At 38.8% G+C, this 16767-nt stretch carries 16 protein-coding genes; 7 read left to right on the plus strand and 9 right to left on the minus strand.

Going from position 1 to position 16767, the window contains the following annotated elements:
* Window positions 1-160 precede the first annotated feature (160 nt).
* A complete protein-coding gene (locus tag AC570I_RS08400) occupies window positions 161-2314 on the plus strand; it encodes a S9 family peptidase (RefSeq protein WP_497405125.1) in 2154 nt (717 codons plus the stop codon).
* Window positions 2315-2400: 86 nt separating this feature from the next.
* The gene (locus AC570I_RS08405) at window positions 2401-2853 is read left to right on the plus strand and encodes a hypothetical protein (protein WP_497405126.1); all 453 of its coding nucleotides are present in this window, start codon (window positions 2401-2403) and stop codon (window positions 2851-2853) included.
* Here AC570I_RS08405 and AC570I_RS08410 read toward each other — a convergent pair.
* A complete protein-coding gene (locus tag AC570I_RS08410) occupies window positions 2848-4782 on the minus strand; it encodes a T9SS type B sorting domain-containing protein (protein WP_497405127.1) in 1935 nt (644 codons plus the stop codon). The genes AC570I_RS08405 and AC570I_RS08410 overlap by 6 nt on opposite strands.
* A gap of 155 nt (window positions 4783-4937) precedes the next feature.
* Between AC570I_RS08410 and AC570I_RS08415 the strand changes: the two genes are divergently transcribed.
* A complete protein-coding gene (locus tag AC570I_RS08415; RefSeq protein ID WP_497405128.1) occupies window positions 4938-6170 on the plus strand; it encodes a M16 family metallopeptidase in 1233 nt (410 codons plus the stop codon).
* Between the two features lie 144 nt (window positions 6171-6314).
* Window positions 6315-6875, plus strand: a complete 561-nt coding sequence (gene def / locus AC570I_RS08420) for a peptide deformylase (protein ID WP_497405129.1) — start codon at window positions 6315-6317, stop codon at window positions 6873-6875.
* A gap of 149 nt (window positions 6876-7024) precedes the next feature.
* Here def and AC570I_RS08425 read toward each other — a convergent pair whose 3' ends face one another.
* From AC570I_RS08425 to AC570I_RS08435, 3 genes are read right to left on the minus strand one after another with little or no spacing between them, the layout of a single operon-like run.
* Entirely contained in the window at window positions 7025-7666 is a 642-nt protein-coding gene (locus AC570I_RS08425) for a peptidase associated/transthyretin-like domain-containing protein (protein ID WP_047799734.1), read from the minus strand.
* Between the two features lie 52 nt (window positions 7667-7718).
* The gene (locus tag AC570I_RS08430; protein ID WP_025141622.1) at window positions 7719-7964 is read right to left on the minus strand and encodes a NifU family protein; all 246 of its coding nucleotides are present in this window, start codon (window positions 7962-7964) and stop codon (window positions 7719-7721) included.
* Between the two features lie 35 nt (window positions 7965-7999).
* On the minus strand, window positions 8000-9076 hold the full coding sequence (locus AC570I_RS08435) for an Mrp/NBP35 family ATP-binding protein (RefSeq protein ID WP_497405130.1): 1077 nt from the start codon (window positions 9074-9076) through the stop codon (window positions 8000-8002).
* Window positions 9077-9207: 131 nt separating this feature from the next.
* On the opposite strand from AC570I_RS08435, the gene AC570I_RS08440 reads away from it, so the two are divergent.
* The 3 genes from AC570I_RS08440 to AC570I_RS08450 are packed head-to-tail and all read left to right on the plus strand — an operon-like array spanning window position 9208 to window position 12670.
* Complete coding sequence (locus AC570I_RS08440) at window positions 9208-11355, plus strand: transglycosylase domain-containing protein (protein ID WP_497405131.1); 2148 nt, start codon at window positions 9208-9210, stop codon at window positions 11353-11355.
* Window positions 11356-11410: 55 nt separating this feature from the next.
* Complete coding sequence (gene hpt, locus AC570I_RS08445) at window positions 11411-11953, plus strand: hypoxanthine phosphoribosyltransferase (protein ID WP_047799731.1); 543 nt, start codon at window positions 11411-11413, stop codon at window positions 11951-11953.
* 57 nt (window positions 11954-12010) lie between these two features.
* Entirely contained in the window at window positions 12011-12670 is a 660-nt protein-coding gene (locus AC570I_RS08450) for a phosphatidylserine decarboxylase family protein (RefSeq protein ID WP_497405132.1), read from the plus strand.
* Between the two features lie 80 nt (window positions 12671-12750).
* On the opposite strand, the gene AC570I_RS08455 is transcribed toward AC570I_RS08450, so the two are convergent.
* The 5 genes from AC570I_RS08455 to AC570I_RS08475 all read right to left on the minus strand — a co-directional run bounded on the left by AC570I_RS08455 (window position 12751) and on the right by AC570I_RS08475 (window position 16677).
* Complete coding sequence (locus AC570I_RS08455) at window positions 12751-13818, minus strand: mechanosensitive ion channel family protein (protein WP_497405133.1); 1068 nt, start codon at window positions 13816-13818, stop codon at window positions 12751-12753.
* 175 nt (window positions 13819-13993) lie between these two features.
* Window positions 13994-14341, minus strand: coding sequence for a 50S ribosomal protein L19 (gene rplS, locus AC570I_RS08460; protein ID WP_047799728.1), 348 nt, complete (start codon window positions 14339-14341; stop codon window positions 13994-13996).
* A gap of 307 nt (window positions 14342-14648) precedes the next feature.
* The gene (trmD, locus tag AC570I_RS08465) at window positions 14649-15323 is read right to left on the minus strand and encodes a tRNA (guanosine(37)-N1)-methyltransferase TrmD (RefSeq protein ID WP_497405244.1); all 675 of its coding nucleotides are present in this window, start codon (window positions 15321-15323) and stop codon (window positions 14649-14651) included.
* 127 nt (window positions 15324-15450) lie between these two features.
* Complete coding sequence (gene rimM / locus AC570I_RS08470) at window positions 15451-15978, minus strand: ribosome maturation factor RimM (RefSeq protein WP_497405134.1); 528 nt, start codon at window positions 15976-15978, stop codon at window positions 15451-15453.
* Between the two features lie 147 nt (window positions 15979-16125).
* Window positions 16126-16677, minus strand: a complete 552-nt coding sequence (locus AC570I_RS08475; RefSeq protein WP_047799725.1) for a 30S ribosomal protein S16 — start codon at window positions 16675-16677, stop codon at window positions 16126-16128.
* Between the last annotated feature and the right edge of the window lie 90 nt (window positions 16678-16767).

Genomic DNA, 16767 nt, shown 5'->3' on the forward strand with positions numbered 1-16767 from the left:
ATAACTGATAATCTTTAAATCTGCGAAAATCATCTATATCAGCGGGAGAAACAAATAATAAAAGGGAGTGGATAAAAACCCATACAAGACCGAACCATCTATTCCAAAATCAGAATCTCCGATAAAAAGTTTAAATTGCATAAACCTGAACCAAACCATCATGATGAAACGTATATTTCCCTCGCTGTTTTTGCTTGGTGCAATTACAGCTTGCAACAACCCTACGAAACAAGAAATGAAACCTATAAAATGGCCGGATGCCAAACCTCCAATAGCTGAAGTTAGTCCGTATAAAAGAGTTATTCATGGCGATACCGTTATAGACAATTATTACTGGATGATTGATTATTTTAAAAAAGGTCCTGATAGCAATAAAGTAGTTGATTACCTGAAAGCCGAAAACAATTACCTCGATAAGATAATGAAAGGAACCGAACAGTTCCAGACAGATTTGTTTAAAGAGATGAAAGGCCGGATTAAAGAGAAGGACGAATCTGTGCCGGTTTTTAAAAATGGCTACTTTTACTATACCCGAACCGACGATGGAGAGCAGTACTATAAGTATTGCCGTAAAAAAGGAAGCTTAACGGCTACAGAAGAAATTTTATTAGATATAGATGCATTGGCAAAAGGGCATTCATATTATAGCGCTACAGGATTTTCGATAAGTCCCGACAATAATCTACTGGCATTTGGCGTAGATAAAGTTTCGCGCCGGCAATATACCATTCAGGTAAAGAACCTTCAAACAGGCGAAATATATAAGGATGCCATCATCAATACAGAAGGTGTTGTGGCATGGGCAAACGATAACAAAACCTTATTCTACACTTCAAAAAATCCGGTAACCTTACTGAGTGAAAAAATTAAGAAGCACACACTCGGAACCGATGCAAAAACCGATGCCGTTGTTTATGATGAAAAAGATAATACCAATTATATCGGTGTCTCAAAGTCTAAAAACGGAAAATATATTTTCATTAGCTCGCAGGGAACTTTAACCACCGAATATAGAATACTGGATGCAGACCATCCTGAAAATGCTTTCAAAATTTTCTCACCCCGATTTAAAGATGTATTATATGACGTTTTGCCTGTTGATGATAAGTTTTACATTGTGACCAACTGGAACGCTAAAAATTTCCGCTTGATGGAATGTCCGCTGGATAAAACTTACAAGGAAAACTGGAAGGAAGTGATCCCTAACCGTAAAGATGTTTTACTGGAGTACGGTGATGAATTTAAAGATCACTTAGTGCTTTCTGAACGTAAAAATGGTTTAACGGAATTACGTGTAATCAAAAAGGATGGCACCCATTATTACATCAAATTCGATGAGCCTGTTTATGCAGCCGGAATTGGCTCTAACCCTGAATATGGCGGAAAAACATTGCGTTATAACTACACTTCTTTAACAACTCCAAGCTCCGTATATGACTATGATCTCGAGAAGAAAGATCAGAAGCTGATGAAACAGCAAGATGTTGTTGGAGGTTACAACCCTAAAGATTATATAACCGAACGTGTTTTTGCTAACGCTCAAGACGGCACAAAAATCCCGATAGCTTTGGTATATAAAAAAGGGGTTGAAAAGAACGGAAATGCCCCCCTGTTACTTTATGGCTATGGCTCTTATGGCGCAACCATGGATGCATCGTTCTCATCGCCACGCCTAAGTTTGCTTAACCGGGGCTTTGTTTATGCTATTGCCAATATCCGCGGCGGGCAGGAAATGGGACGCCAATGGTATGAAGATGGTAAGCTGATGAAAAAGAAAAATACCTTTACCGATTTCATTGCCGCAGGAGAATATCTGATTGAACAGAAATATACTTCAAAAGGACATCTATATGCACATGGCGGCAGTGCCGGAGGCTTGTTAATGGGAGCTGTGGTAAATCTCGCCCCTGATTTGTGGAATGGTGCCATTGCCGACGTCCCTTTTGTAGATGTGGTAAACACAATGCTGGATGAAAGCATTCCGCTAACTACCAATGAATTTGATGAGTGGGGAAATCCAAAGAAAAAGGATGCTTACGATTACATGAAAAGCTATTCACCTTATGAAAATGTAGAGAAAAAAGCCTATCCAAATATGCTGGTTACTACAGGCTTACACGATAGTCAGGTACAGTATTTTGAGCCTGCAAAATGGGTGGCCAAACTCCGTGCTTTGAAAACTGATAAAAACATCCTATTGCTTAAAACCAATATGGATTTTGGACACGGTGGTGCCTCAGGGCGTTTTGATTACCTGAAAGATGTTTCCTTACGCTGGGCATTTTTGTTCGCTTTAGAAGGAATTGAGAAATAAAATCATACATTAACCATTTAAGAAATATAAGTTAGTGAGGCATAACTGACTTATATTTCTTAAATCCCTTAAATGGTAAAATCCAAATGAACAACAAACTAAAACCACTACAAATGATTCACCTCGCCTTATGCAGTGGTGTATTCCTTTTTGCATTAATCACGATTTTCCTTAACCGCGACATGATGTTTTTTGATGCCAACCCTGAGCATTCGGCGCCCTTCAACCCAATATTTCCAATCATGGGTTTAATGACCATCACGGCAAGTATCTATTTTTTCAGAAACGTAATTGCGAAGGTCGACAAAACAGCTTCATCCGAAAGCAAAATCAATCAGTACCAAAGTGCATTCATCATCGGCGCTGCATTGTTAGAGGGTGGGGCGCTATTCAATTTAGTGGGCTTCTACCTCACTCATAACGCTTTCTTTTTAATTTTTGCGCTGGCCAATTTTGTATTTCTGGCATTGCGCAGACCAACAAAAGAGAAATTGATTTCAGATCTAAATATTCAATACCCCGATTCAGAAACGTTATAGTTTCAGCATCACCCATCCGCTAAGCGGTTTTTGATTATCAAGCAAAATGGTATAGTAGTAAACGGACTCAGGCAATAACCTGCCTTTAAAAGTTCCATCCCAGCTTACCTTATTGCTTGAAGATTCATACAGAATAGTTCCGTAACGGTTAAACACCCTTACCTGAACCTTCGAATAGGAATCAAGCCCGGGAATATTCCAGGTATCATTAATCCCATCCCCGTTTGGGGTAATTCCGCTCGGGATAAACAACTTATTGTAAACCTTTACATTCATATCATCACTGCTCACCCCGCAACCGTTTAAAGATGTAATGGTTAAGGTATATGTTATGCTTTTAGTTGCTGTACAAACCGGATTCAAAACTGTCGGATCACTGAGAAAATCGATAGGGCTCCAGTTATAAACCACATTGCTTTCGTTGCTGCTTGCTGACAAAGTAACGGAATTTCCAACTACCAGACTTTTATCGGCACCGGCATTGGCAACCGGCACTTTATTTACGGTAACTGTTACTGTTCCCGTCGCCGGGCAGGCACTGCTTTCATCATATACATTTACCGTATAGGTTGTAGTTACTAAGGGAGTAGCTATCGGGCTGGCAATATTAGCGTCGCTTAATCCGGTAGCCGGTGTCCACACATATTTCACACCACCCGAAGCAGTCAAAGTTGTGTTTGAACCCTCGCAAATGGCTACCGATTCACTAACAGAGCTTGCAGGTCTGGTGCCAATGGCTATAGTTATACTGCCTGAGGATGTACAGCCATCAACAGTCTTTACTGATACAGTATAAGTTCCGGCGTTGGCATCGATAACATTTGGTATTACTGGGTTTTGAAGCGAAGAACTAAAGTTCGGTCCTGTCCAGGAGTAAGTAGAGGTGGAAGCCCCCTGCGCCACCAGGCGTAATGTTTCTCCAACACAAAGCGGAGTGTTCCCGGAGGGGGATGGAGCTGGAAGGGGGTTAATGGTAACCGCTAGCACAGAAGAGACGATTCTACACTTTGTATTTCCAAAATTTGCCGATTCACCAACAGCCAGGCGATATAAATATTTACCTGAAGGTGCTCCAGTTAAATCGACCGTCGCCGTGGGTGAAGTTGCACCAACAATATCTGTCCAGCCAGCGCCATTAACATTACTCTGCCACTGAGAAGCTGGTGTGGTATAACCTCCGGCAGTAGATACTGAAGCATTTAAATTCACAATTCCAGAACTTCCCTGGCAATAAGTCTGTGTTAACGAACTGGCCGAACCAAGTCCGGCGGCAATGGTTGGACCGTAAGGACTAAAAGTAATATCATCTAAAGCCAGGTCATTGGCCGGTGCACCACCTGCGCTGTTGTTGCGCATTCTTAAAACAATGTCTGTTACACCAACCGGCGTGGAGAAATTAAAACTCTTTTTAACCCACGTAGGTCCTGAAGATGTAAGGGGAATTTGCCCCGTATTATATGTCTGGATAATAGTACCGTCAGTTTTTTCAATAGTGAAAGTAATGTTTGGCGGGCTGTTATCACTCGAACGGAGCAAATTTACTATCCATGCTCCAAATTCATAAGCCGTATTTGGGCACAGATTAGACACAGTTGTTTTATAAAAATAATCGGTGGTAGATAAGCTGGCGTTTACCACCATCATGTATCCGTATGTTCCTGTCACACTCCCGGTATGATCAAGAGTTGACCACCATACATTTCCTGATGATGCTGTACTCTTCATCACCGTATAAGACCCGTCATTGGGAAAAGCCTGGGCAACATAAGTATAACTTGTTGTACTAGCAGCCAAAGCGCCTGCATATGTTGCTGTTCCGGCTCCAAAATCAATATTCACAATAGGGTCGCCGAGCGATTGTGAGAATACATGGTTATTAAATAGTATAAAAACAATCGTTAAGATGTAAATCAGCTTTGGCTTAAACATATGTCAATATTGATGCTTAAATATCTTCAATCCGTAAGTTTTTTTACCAGTTCAACGACAAAAGGATTAAATGTGTCGACAAGTGGTGGATTAGCCTTTCATTATTACACGAATGAGAAAATCCACTGAAATATGTTCCTTATCTTTACCGGTCAATGGAATACAATGTTCATACCTTAGCGAATGGAATTCGTGTGTTACACGTACCTTCGGCTTCTACTATATCTCATGCCTGCATTATCGTTAATACAGGCTCGCGCGATGAGCCTGAACAAAAGGCAGGTTTAGCCCATTTCATCGAACACTTAATTTTTAAACGAACCGAGAAACGTAGTACCATTCAAATCCTGAACCGGCTGGAAAGCGTAGGCGCAGATTTAAATGCCTACACTACTAAAGAATATACCTGTGTTCACGCTTCCTTCCTAAATCCCTATCTCGATAGAACACTGGAGTTATTCAACGACATTATTTTTCATTCTACATTCCCGGAAGAAGAGCTGGATAAAGAAAAAGGTGTAATTCTTGATGAAATTGCATCCTACCTCGATCAGCCGGAAGAGGCGATCAATGATGATTTTGAAGACATGTTATTTGCCGGTAATCCTTTAGGAAACAATATTCTCGGCACAACAGAGACCGTAAATAATTTTACGAGGGAAGATGTGATCAATTTCAGAAATGCAAATTACCGTACAAATGAAGTTGTAGTAGCTGTTTTGGGAGACTACACCTTTAAAAAGGTAGCAAATAAAGGGAATAAATATTTTTCTGACGTAAAGGAAAATTCTCCAGCAATTAACAGAACAAAACCAGCTGTCTTAAGGCCGAAAATCACCGAAATTTATAAACCTATAGCACAGTCGCATTGTATTTTAGGCATGCAGACTTTTTCTACGCATGACGAGCAGAAAGCGGGTTTAATGTTGCTGAATAACTATTTTGGAGGTAATGGCATGAGCTCAGTCTTAAACCTGCAAATCAGGGAAAAATATGGTATTGCCTATACCATAGAATCAAACTTTTCTCCTTTGAGTGATACAGGTATTTTTTCTATTTACTTTGGAACGGATAAGGAAAAACACGAAAAGGCCTTGTCTTTAATTTTTAAAGAAATGAAGAAATTAAGAGATAATCCTTTGAATGATTTACAGCTCCAGAAAGCCAAAAATAAATTTATCGGGCAAATTGCGTTAAGTGAAGAAAACAGAATCGGCCTGATTATATCGATGGCAAAAAGTCTTATTGACCATAATAAAATCGACTCACTGGAACAGGTTTTTCAGAAAATTAATCAGGTTACCACAACCGGAATTGCTCAGATTGCAAACGAGGTTTTAAATGCAGAGCAACTGAATATTTTCACTTTCAGCCCGATACTGGAATAAATGCTTATTTTTGTACCGATTTTGTTCGCGTAAGGCAAGAACTAACTTCCGCTTAATGAACATCCCTAAACGCTAAAACTTTATCAGGGGTTAGAAATACAATTAATACCTTCAGACCTAGACGTTTGAAAAAAATATTTTATAATGAAATTACCAATAGTAGCTTACGGCGATCCTGTTTTGAAAAAAAAAGGTGCTGATATTGATCAGGATTACCCTGAGTTGAAAGAATTGATTGCGAATATGTTCGACACCATGTACTACGCAAATGGAGTTGGATTGGCCGCTCCTCAAATTGGCTTGCCAATCCGTTTATTTATTGTAGATACTGGTGAAGATGAGGATGGAACCCCTGGTTATAAAAAGGTTTTCATTAATGCCGAAATTTTGGAAGAAACCGGCGAGCCCTGGAACTTTAACGAAGGATGTTTAAGTATTCCGGATATCAGAGAAAACATCTCAAGAAAACCAAATATCAAGATAAAATACCTTGATGAAAACTGGAACGAGCATGTTGATGAGGTAGACGGATTACCGGCACGTGTGATTCAACACGAATACGATCACATAGAAGGAAAGTTATTTACAGATAAAGTGAGTGTTCTCCGCAAAACCATGCTTAAAAGCAAACTTGATGCTATTGCAAAAGGAAATATAAAAACCGATTATAGAATGAGGTTTGTGAACAGAAACAAAAAAAAGTAGGTGGGAATACACTATATGAGATAATGATGGAAAATGGCACAGCTGTTTTCCATTTTTTATTGCCCGTTAGTTACGATTAAGGATGCGAAATCCAAACATTACCTGCTTCCTCTTAGTGACGAGGATAATCTACAGGGCATACTGAGCTTCTAATAATCTTCACTACGCTTTTTATCTCCGTCGAAAATTTGCTGCATTAACTTGCCCCAGGCAAAAGGGTTCAACAAGGGATTCGTTTGAACCATATTCTTGTTCACCATCCGGTCAAAATTATAACGATAATTCTGACTTGAAATTTCCTGACCATCCCTTGGCAAGGTTTGAATTAAGCCATTTATGGAAGCTTTCGATAAGTTCTTTTTTGCAATAGCCATATCATCATCAGCCAGCTTCATCGTTAAGAATTCACGGGTAAATTCTTCAGTTGTTGCCCATGGAAAAACACGTACAGATGGTAAATCTACAACGTTTGATTTTAGTTTGACCATAATAGTATATTTACTATCTGGTGTGCTTTCGGGAATAATTGTAGAAAATTTCTTGTAACCTATGGCCGTAAAGAGAATGGTGTCTCCCGGATTTACGATGAATGTAAAATACCCTCTATAGTCAGCACCTACACGCTTACTGTTTGCAGAAAGGTTAGTAATGGTTACATAGGGGATGACATTTGTACTATCAATATCTGTAATAATGCCTGAAAATTGGATAAGCTTTTCCTGTGTCCTCTTCTGCTGTGCAAAAGTAGATAAAGAAAATAATACGCAAATTAGGGCAACACAAAATCTCATGAATACAAAAGTAATTCTAATAGTAAAACTATCTTGTTAAATAGTGTTAAAGCTACTCTTGCTCTGCCATGTTAACGGCAACTACCGAAGTAATTTGAGGTACAGCCTTCATAATTGCCTGCTCAATTCCCGACTTCATTGTCATGAAACTCATCGGACAAGAACCACAATTACCTAAAAGCTTTAGCTTTACCGTTCCCTCAGATGTAATTTCTTCAACAGAAACATCACCTCCGTCAGCCTTTAAATATGGCCTAATAGTTTCCAATGCCTGTTCTACTTGCTCTGTTAAATTCATTATCAGTTTTTTAAGATTATAAAAATAGTAATTTTTTAGGAATTCACTAGCTGCGCATTATTGATAGATATCTGCTGTGCAACTTTACTGGCTATATTTCCGAAAATTTGATCAAGCAAAGGATGCTGATCAAGCGCAACCGGCTTGCCGGCATCACCAGCTTCGGCAATGCTTTGTATGATTGGGATTTCACCCAAAAACGGAACATCAAATCTTTTGGCAAGTTCGGTTCCTCCACCTTTCCCAAAAATATAATACTTGTTCTCTGGCAGTTCTGCCGGAGTAAAGTAAGACATGTTTTCTATCACGCCTAAAATAGGGATATTAATTCCAGGCATTCTAAACATTGCCAATCCTTTATGTGTATCCGCCAACGCAACCTGCTGAGGTGTTGTCACCACCACAGCGCCTGAAATTGGAAAACTTTGGGTAATGGTGATGTGAATATCGCCCGTACCAGGAGGAAGATCTACAATCAGGTAATCCAGTTCACCCCAGTTGGTATCATTGAATAATTGTTTAACTGCATTAGAGGCCATAGGCCCTCTCCAGGGCACAGGCTGACCAGGATCTGCGAAAAAGCCGAGTGAAAGCAGTTTAATACCATATTTTTCAATCGGAATAATTTTAGTTTTGCCATCCGCAGTTTCAACCGCACCTGGTTTTGCGTCAACTAAATCAAACATGGTAGGCACAGATGGGCCATAAATATCCGCATCAATCAAACCTACCTTTGCTCCATCCTTCGCTAGCGTAACTGCCAAATTACTAGATACAGTAGATTTACCTACACCACCCTTTCCGGATGAAACCAAAATGATGTTTTTGATGTTATCAAGTGAGGAAGTATTAACCGGCACGGTAACTCTGGATGTTACATTGATACTCACGTCTGCCTCTGCAGATACAAAATGTTTGATCGCATTAGTACAGGCATTTTTCAGCATGTCCTTCATCGGACAGGCTGGAGTTGTGAGCTCCAAAGTAAATTTAATCTGGTTATCAGCTATGCTTAAATCTTTAATCATGTTCAGGGTAACCAGATCTTTTTTAAGATCAGGATCTTCAACATTTTTTAAAGCATCCAAAACTTGTTGCGGGCTTATCTGCATCGTATTAATTTAAATTCAAAATTAACAAAACATAGCCACAAATACTTTTATTTAGGCTTTTAAACTGTAATTTTAACACGAAATAAACATTTAATTGTTACGTTTAAGCAATTAACCATTTTAACGACTATATGCGAATACCAAAAATTAGAATCCCAGGAAAATATCTAAAAATCGGGGCGTGGGTTCTGGGCATTTTTTTGATCATCAGTATAGCCTTAGGTGCTGTAGCATATAGTAAACGGGAAGCGCTTTTAAAAAAAATGGTGGCGAAAGCCGTAGCAAAAGCGGAAAAGGATTATGGCCTGGAAATAAAAATTGGTTCTGCCGGTTTTGCCGGACTGAGTACAGTTAAAATGACCTCCGTTTCTGTTGTTCCAAAAGATAGAGATACGCTTTCTCAAATTGGAGAACTAAGCGTAGGAGTTAAGCTTTTTCCGCTTATTTTTGGTAATGTTAAACTTTCCGAAGTTAAACTGGCCAATGGATTTGTAAGCGTAGTACTAAAAGATTCCACATCCAATATCGACTTCCTAAAAAGAAAGAAAAAAGATAGCACAGAGAATAAAGGCAAAGCCAACCTGCCGGAATTAGCCAGTAATATACTTAACCAGGTTCTGTACAAAATCCCGGATGATATGGATGTTAAGAATCTGGTATTTAAATTCAACGATCACGATACAGCTAAACTCAGCTTCGCCACCACAGCAACTATTGACGGAGGTGATTTAAAATCAACAATCAATGTAAATCAAGGCGAGTCAACCTGGCATATTGACGGGCTTGTAAAACCGGGTAAAAAGCAATTAAGCTTCACAGTTTATGCTGATGGCAAAAAGCTTGAGTTGCCTTATTTAAACAATAAATTCCATGGAAAGGTAAGTTTTGACACATTGCAAACTGAACTTAAAGATGCCGGCTACAGCGGCGACGATTATAAGATATCTGGTTCATGGTCGGTAAAAAACATGCTCATCAACCAGGCCCGTTTAGCTGGGAACGACATCGTGGTACAGCGTGCAAAATTGGATGCAGACGTATTGGTTGGCCCACATTATATTGCATTAGATAGTACATCAACCGCCTATTTACGAGACGCTAAAATCCATCCCTTTGTCAAATACACGCTCGGTAAAAACAAAATTTACGAATTAAAACTGGACGCCGAAGAGCAGGATGCTCAGGCTGTCCTGGACGCCTTTCCACAAGGCCTGTTCGAATCCCTTGACGGATTAAAAGTAGAAGGAAAAGTGAAATACAACCTTAACTTTTACCTCGATACCGCTGTTCCTGACAGTGTTCGGTTCAGTTCAACACTTACCCCCCTCAATTTTAAAATCTTAAAATGGGGCAAAACCAATCTTCAAAAAATCAATAATCCATTCGTTTATACCCCTTATGAATATGGAAAACCAATGCGCGATATCACCATTGGTCCTTCAAATCCCAATTTTACACCTTTAAATGCAATTTCTAAGAATTTCATAAATGCTGTTTTAACTGCTGAAGACCCATCTTTTTATACCCATAATGGTTTTGTTGAAGAATCGATCCGCAAATCGATTGCAGTGAATTTTAAAGAGAAGAAATTTAAGCGCGGAGGAAGCACGATTAGCATGCAGCTGGTTAAAAATATATACCTGAGCAGGCAGAAAACACTAGCACGTAAAGCCGAAGAAATACTGATTGTATGGCTCATTGAACACAACCATCTGGTAAGCAAACAGCGTATGCTCGAAGTTTATTTCAATATCATGGAACTAGGGCAGAATATCTATGGCATTGGCGAAGCATCAAGGTATTACTTTGGTAAGCAACCCGCAGATTTAACCATAGGCGACGGTTTATTTCTCGCCAGCATAGTTCCGAAACCCAAGGCATCTATGTATAAATTCATGGCTGACGGCAGTTTGAAACCTTATATGTTTAATTACTTCAGGTTTATGGGTAACATAATGGCCCGTCGTGGTTTGACACCTGGAGATACTTCAGGATATGGCTTTTACAATGTAAGGTTAAGAGAAGGGTTACGCCAATATTTAGCTCCGGATACTGCAGCGGTTGACACAACAGGCTTCGATACCGACGACGAGGATGGAATGCCAACAGTAATCATGCAAGACAAAAATAAAAGTCTCTTCGATCGTATTTTTGGGGGCGGGTCAAAAAAGGATACTCCTACTGTGCAATCATCGGATACCACAAAATCAAAAAAACAACTTAGGCAGGAGCGGCGCGAACAAAGGAGAAGAGAAAAAGAACTAGAAAATGGACAGTAAATTCAATTCGGGTTCCAGTGTTGTCCACCAGCTTTTCAATTGATAAAAACCTCACATGCACAAAATAAAAGTAGAAGATAAAGAGTTTGAGATTTTTTTGGAAAACGAAACTTTAAACAAAAGAATACGCTTATTGGGAATCCAAATGAATGTAGACTACGAATCCAAGTGCCCAATATTTATAGGTGTATTAAACGGGAGCTTTCTCTTCATGGCCGATTTGATAAAAGAAATAGATGTTCCTTGCGAAGTAGCTTTCATGAAAGTGGCTTCTTACGAGGGAACCAGTAGTACAGGACAAATAAAGGAATTAATTGGTTTACCAGAGAATCTCGAAGGGAGAGATATCATTGTAGTAGAAGATATTGTTGATACGGGGTTAACACTAACCCATATTCTAAAAACCATAAAAGAGAAAAGTCCTGCTTCAGTAAAAGTTGCTTCGCTTTTATTAAAGCCTGCTGCATTAAAGTATCAGATTGAGGATTTGGAGTACATCGGCTTCGAAATACCAAATGAATTTGTTGTTGGATACGGATTGGATTATAACGGGCTGGGGAGGAACTTAACTGACATATACAGGGCTACAGCAGGATAACTTTACATTCTATTAATTTATTTTTCGCACCTTTGCGCAACAATCATTTCAAATACAATGACTATACACAAAGAAGGCTACACAACCATTTCCATCACTATCTTACTCATTTTCGTAATCAATGCCGTTGTTGACTACAAATATTATGACATCACCTGGTTACGCTGGTTTATCTATATTTTCTCTGCAGCCTTATTCATCATTGTGTTGCAGTTTTTCCGGAATCCAGGCCGGACTTTTTCCGCCGGAGATAATCTCGTAATCTGCCCTGCAGATGGTAAAGTGGTTGTAATTGAGGAAACAAACGAAGGGGAGTATTTTAAAGATCAACGACTACAGGTTTCTATATTCATGTCACCTGTAAACGTACACATTAACCGCAACCCTATCTCCGGCGTAGTTAAGTTTTTTAAATATCATCCGGGTAAATATTTAGCAGCATGGAACCCTAAGTCTTCGACAGAAAACGAACGAACCACTACAGTAGTAGAACATAAAAACGGGACATCAGTATTGTTTCGTCAAATTGCAGGAGCTCTGGCTCGCCGGATTGTATGGTACGTAAAAGAAGGTGATCAGGTGAAACAAACTGAACAGTTCGGTTTCATTAAATTCGGATCTAGAGTTGATGTTTTCTTACCTGTTGGAACAAAAGTTAATGTAGAGTTAAATCAGGTAGTTAAAGGTGGAATTACGACATTAGCCACCTTATCATAGGATTTTAATTAACTAAAATTCATAAGAAAGGTCAATTTGAATGCATCAAATTGACCTTTTTTGTATTTCAATACTTTATATTAGTCGGTAGCATCATTACCAACCTCTTTTTCATGATCACCACCAAGTGGTCTGTCACTTATCAATCTTTGTGTAGGGTAAGCAAAATCTGATTGGTTTCTCATCACGATGTCCATAATTTCCAGATTGATTTCCTGTCTGATTTTAATGAATTCGGCGTTATCTAGTATGGTAACGAAATAGGATATTTCAACATTCAAACCAGAATCACCAAAACTCTTGAAAGCTACACTTTCATCAGCAGTGCCGTTAAATGAGCGGATGTAAACCGCTATGTCGGAAACAATTTTCTTCACCGAATCTCCGGTTGTTTCATATGTTAAACCAATCGTGAAAACTACTCTTCTAAGATTGCGCAAAGATAGATTTTCCAGTACGCCATCAATCATTCCTCTGTTCGGAATAGTGGCCATTGTTTTTTCAGATGTACGGATCCTTGTGCTTCTAAAACCAACCTTTTCTACTGTTCCTTCAACTCCATCTACTTTAACCAGGTCGCCAACAACGAATGGTTTATCAAGAAAAATAGTAAATGATCCTATTAGATTTTCCAAACTTTCTTTGGCTGCCAAAGCGATGGCAATACCCCCTATACCTAAACCGGTAATCAGCGTAAGTACATTCACCTCAAAAACGAAACCAAGGAGTGTAAAAAATCCGATAAAAATTACGATAGTTTTAAATAGCTCCTTCAAAAAGGGTACGAGCTGATCATCAGACTTATTATCAGTTAAAGACGCCTTGAACAAAAGTACGTGACTGATAAAATCAATTATCCTCAAAATAATCCAGAAAATTGACAGAATGATCATAAATAAAAATATTCTGTCAACACAATCTCCGATGCTTACAGGAATAGATTCCTTAACCTTTCCAACAAGCTTACTATAATGAAATATTGCGACTTCTAAAGGGTGCTTGAGTTGGTTGATCGACAGATAGAGTGTCGAGAGCAAAATGAAGGTCTCTAAAGGCTTGATAAGCAATGACACAAATGCATCATCATGAGACTGGCTGGAGAAACTCCTGAAGAGCTTGAACAAAAGCTTACTTAAAAGTCTCGACACTATCCGTTTAAATAATAGGCCGACAAAAAGAATACCTCCAAACAGACAGTAAGCTTTAACGCTATTGCCCCAAAATATTTGATCAAAAAATGCAGACTCCAACATAAAAAAAAGGTATAAACAAAAAAACCTCCACGAAATTAATCGTGAAGGTTATATCTTATAATAAAGAATATTATTTTCTTAAAGATTTGATACGAGCAGCTTTACCAGTTAAAGCACGTAAGTAGAATAATTTTGCTCTACGAACTTTACCATAGCTATTCACTTCTACTTTCTCGATGTTTGGAGAACTAAAAGGGAAAATACGCTCAACACCAACACCATTGCTAATTTTACGTACAGTGAAAGTCTCGTTTGCACCAGCACTGTTACGTTGAATTACAACACCTTGGTAAATCTGAATACGCTCTTTATTACCTTCGCGAATTTTATAGTGTACGCTCACTGTATCGCCAGACTTGAACGCAGGAAAATCTTTTTTCGCGATGGCCTGCTCTTCAACAAATTTTACTAAATCCATGATTTTAAGCTATTAAATCGATATTTCAACCCGTGAAATTCGGATTGCAATATTAGGGATTTTTTTTCAATAAAAAAAACCTTTTTTATTTTTTCCACAATCTTTTAGAAATCCACATTTACAGATTGTAATTACTTATGTTTCAAAAGATCAGCAAAGCACTAGTTAGAGCAATTATTTGTAGAATAATAGTGTAAAGCACCCGCCATACACCTTATTCACGAATGCATTAATTTTAACTATTTTATTGATCAGCACTAATAATGTTGCTCTAATAAAATTGTAGAAAGCGAAAAAATGAACATTTTTATTCTAACAGATCAGGGCGACGTTGCTTGGTGCGTTCCAACGCCTGCTCATGTCTCCAGTCATTAACCTTTGCTTCGTGCCCGCTTAACAAAACATCGGGCACTTTATGTCCCCTCCAGTCAGCAGGTCGGGTATAAACCGGCGCATCCAGTAGCTCACCCTGAAAACTATCAGATAGGGCAGATGTTTCGTCGTTTAAGACTCCGGGAAGAAGACGAACAACAGCATCAACAACGATAGCTGCAGGTAATTCTCCGCCACTCAGCACATAGTCACCAACTGAAATTTCACGGGTGACGAAAATATCGCGGATTCGCTGATCAATCCCTTTGTAATGGCCGCAAAGAATAATGATGTTTTTTTTAATGGATAACTCATTAGCTGTACTTTGATTAAGGGTTGCCCCATCAGGACTCATGAAAATAATCTCATCATATGTTCGCTCAGCCTGTAATTTTTCTATACAAGCTGCAAATGGTTCTATACTCATCACCATGCCACTGCCACCCCCATATTGATAGTCATCAACGCTTTTCTGTTTATTGGTAGCATAATCCCTAAGGTTATGCACTACAATCTCAGCAAGCCCTTTTTTTTGAGCTCTATGTAAAATAGAATGGGCGAAAGGACTCTCTAACAGAGCCGGAAGTACGGTAATAATATCAAAACGCATGGCACAAAGGTAACTCATCTTTAATTTAATATTAAATAATAGTACAATTCGATCAACACCTGCTCTTCGGGAGTTTAACGGCCACAAGACACCGCATTAAGATAATAGGTAGGGAGTAAAATGTGTTCTACTTATTCAGATATATATCCAGCAATCCATCTGGTAAATCAAGCGTCAAAACCTTTTCTTCATCATCAATTTCAATGATAAAGTCTTCATTCAACGGAAACAGAATTTCAGTGTTTTTGTAAAAAATAGTTGCAACGAACTGCTGTGGGTATTCATTTACTTCCGTGATTTCCCCTAACTCTCCAAGGGTTTCATCAATGGCTGTGAAACCTTTTAAATCAGTATAAAAAAATTCATCTTCATCACGCTCAGGCATGTGACTAAGCGGAAGATAAAGTTTCTTTCTTAACAATGGTTGAGCCTTATCAACATGATCAAGATCGTCAAAGTTGAAATAACCTGTTTTATTAACCTGCAGTTTAGCTGAAGCAACAAAATAGGGAACGAGTTTACCATTCATATCGGCAAAAACCACGTCAAAGCTTAATTTTTCATAATCATCAAATTCGAAAAATATCTGAACTTCTCCCTTTAAACCCCTGGTCTTTGTTACGTAGCCTATGTAAAATGCCTCTTCGTGTTTCATTAGCCTAAATTATAGTATTGTCATTGCGAACAAGCCGGCACAACTGCCGGTTGCCTTTTGAATGGTGGGCATAACGCTAATGACGATCTTAAATAAAAATAGCGTTCCGATAGTCGGAACGCTATTTTCTTTAAAAAAGAGATAGAATTATTCTGCTCCTTCTGTAGTAGTTTCTGCCGCAGGAGCTTCTTCAGTTGCCTCAGCAGCTGGAGCTTCTTCTTCAACAACTTCTTCTGCAACTGGTGCATTTTTAGCTGCGATTGCTGCCGCTCTGTCTTCTTTTTTCTTAGCTTCCGCTGCTAATGCCGCTTTACGTGCATCTGCTTTTGAAGTAGCTAAACCTTCTGATTTACCAGAGATTTTGTCTGCTTTAGCATCTAACCATGCCGTGAATTTCTCATCAGCTTGCTCTTGAGTTAAAGCACCTTTTTTAACACCACCTTCTAAGTGTTTTTTGTATAAAACACCTTTGTAAGATAGGATAGCACGTGCCGTATCAGTTGGTTGTGCACCACTGTTTACCCAGGCTAAGGTTTTTTCGAAGTTAATTTCGATAGTAGCAGGATTGGTATTTGGGTTATAAGAACCTAAACGCTCAATAAATTTACCATCACGTGGAGAGCGGGAATCTGCTACCACAACGTGGAAAAAAGGTTTTCCTTTTTTACCGAATCTTTGCAATCTGATTTTAGTTGCCATTTCTTTTTGTATTTATGTATTCAACATAGTTCCCGGAGTTACATACTGCGGGGCTGCAAAGATAACTAAAATACTGTAAATTAAAAACAT

This window comes from Pedobacter sp. A2324 (assembly GCF_059693705.1).

What these genes read in the sequence shown, in the direction of transcription:
- AC570I_RS08400 (WP_497405125.1), top strand. Translation starts at nt 161, where the DNA reads ATGATGAAACGTATATTTCCCTCGCTGTTTTTGCTTGGTGCAATTACA.
- AC570I_RS08405 (WP_497405126.1), top strand. Translation starts at nt 2,401, where the DNA reads ATGAACAACAAACTAAAACCACTACAAATGATTCACCTCGCCTTATGC.
- AC570I_RS08410 (WP_497405127.1), bottom strand. Translation starts at nt 4,782, where the DNA reads ATGTTTAAGCCAAAGCTGATTTACATCTTAACGATTGTTTTTATACTA.
- AC570I_RS08415 (WP_497405128.1), top strand. Translation starts at nt 4,938, where the DNA reads ATGGAATACAATGTTCATACCTTAGCGAATGGAATTCGTGTGTTACAC.
- def (WP_497405129.1), top strand. Translation starts at nt 6,315, where the DNA reads ATGAAATTACCAATAGTAGCTTACGGCGATCCTGTTTTGAAAAAAAAA.
- AC570I_RS08425 (WP_047799734.1), bottom strand. Translation starts at nt 7,666, where the DNA reads ATGAGATTTTGTGTTGCCCTAATTTGCGTATTATTTTCTTTATCTACT.
- AC570I_RS08430 (WP_025141622.1), bottom strand. Translation starts at nt 7,964, where the DNA reads ATGAATTTAACAGAGCAAGTAGAACAGGCATTGGAAACTATTAGGCCA.
- AC570I_RS08435 (WP_497405130.1), bottom strand. Translation starts at nt 9,076, where the DNA reads ATGCAGATAAGCCCGCAACAAGTTTTGGATGCTTTAAAAAATGTTGAA.
- AC570I_RS08440 (WP_497405131.1), top strand. Translation starts at nt 9,208, where the DNA reads ATGCGAATACCAAAAATTAGAATCCCAGGAAAATATCTAAAAATCGGG.
- hpt (WP_047799731.1), top strand. Translation starts at nt 11,411, where the DNA reads ATGCACAAAATAAAAGTAGAAGATAAAGAGTTTGAGATTTTTTTGGAA.
- AC570I_RS08450 (WP_497405132.1), top strand. Translation starts at nt 12,011, where the DNA reads ATGACTATACACAAAGAAGGCTACACAACCATTTCCATCACTATCTTA.
- rplS (WP_047799728.1), bottom strand. Translation starts at nt 14,341, where the DNA reads ATGGATTTAGTAAAATTTGTTGAAGAGCAGGCCATCGCGAAAAAAGAT.
- trmD (WP_497405244.1), bottom strand. Translation starts at nt 15,323, where the DNA reads ATGCGTTTTGATATTATTACCGTACTTCCGGCTCTGTTAGAGAGTCCT.
- rimM (WP_497405134.1), bottom strand. Translation starts at nt 15,978, where the DNA reads ATGAAACACGAAGAGGCATTTTACATAGGCTACGTAACAAAGACCAGG.
- AC570I_RS08475 (WP_047799725.1), bottom strand. Translation starts at nt 16,677, where the DNA reads ATGGCAACTAAAATCAGATTGCAAAGATTCGGTAAAAAAGGAAAACCT.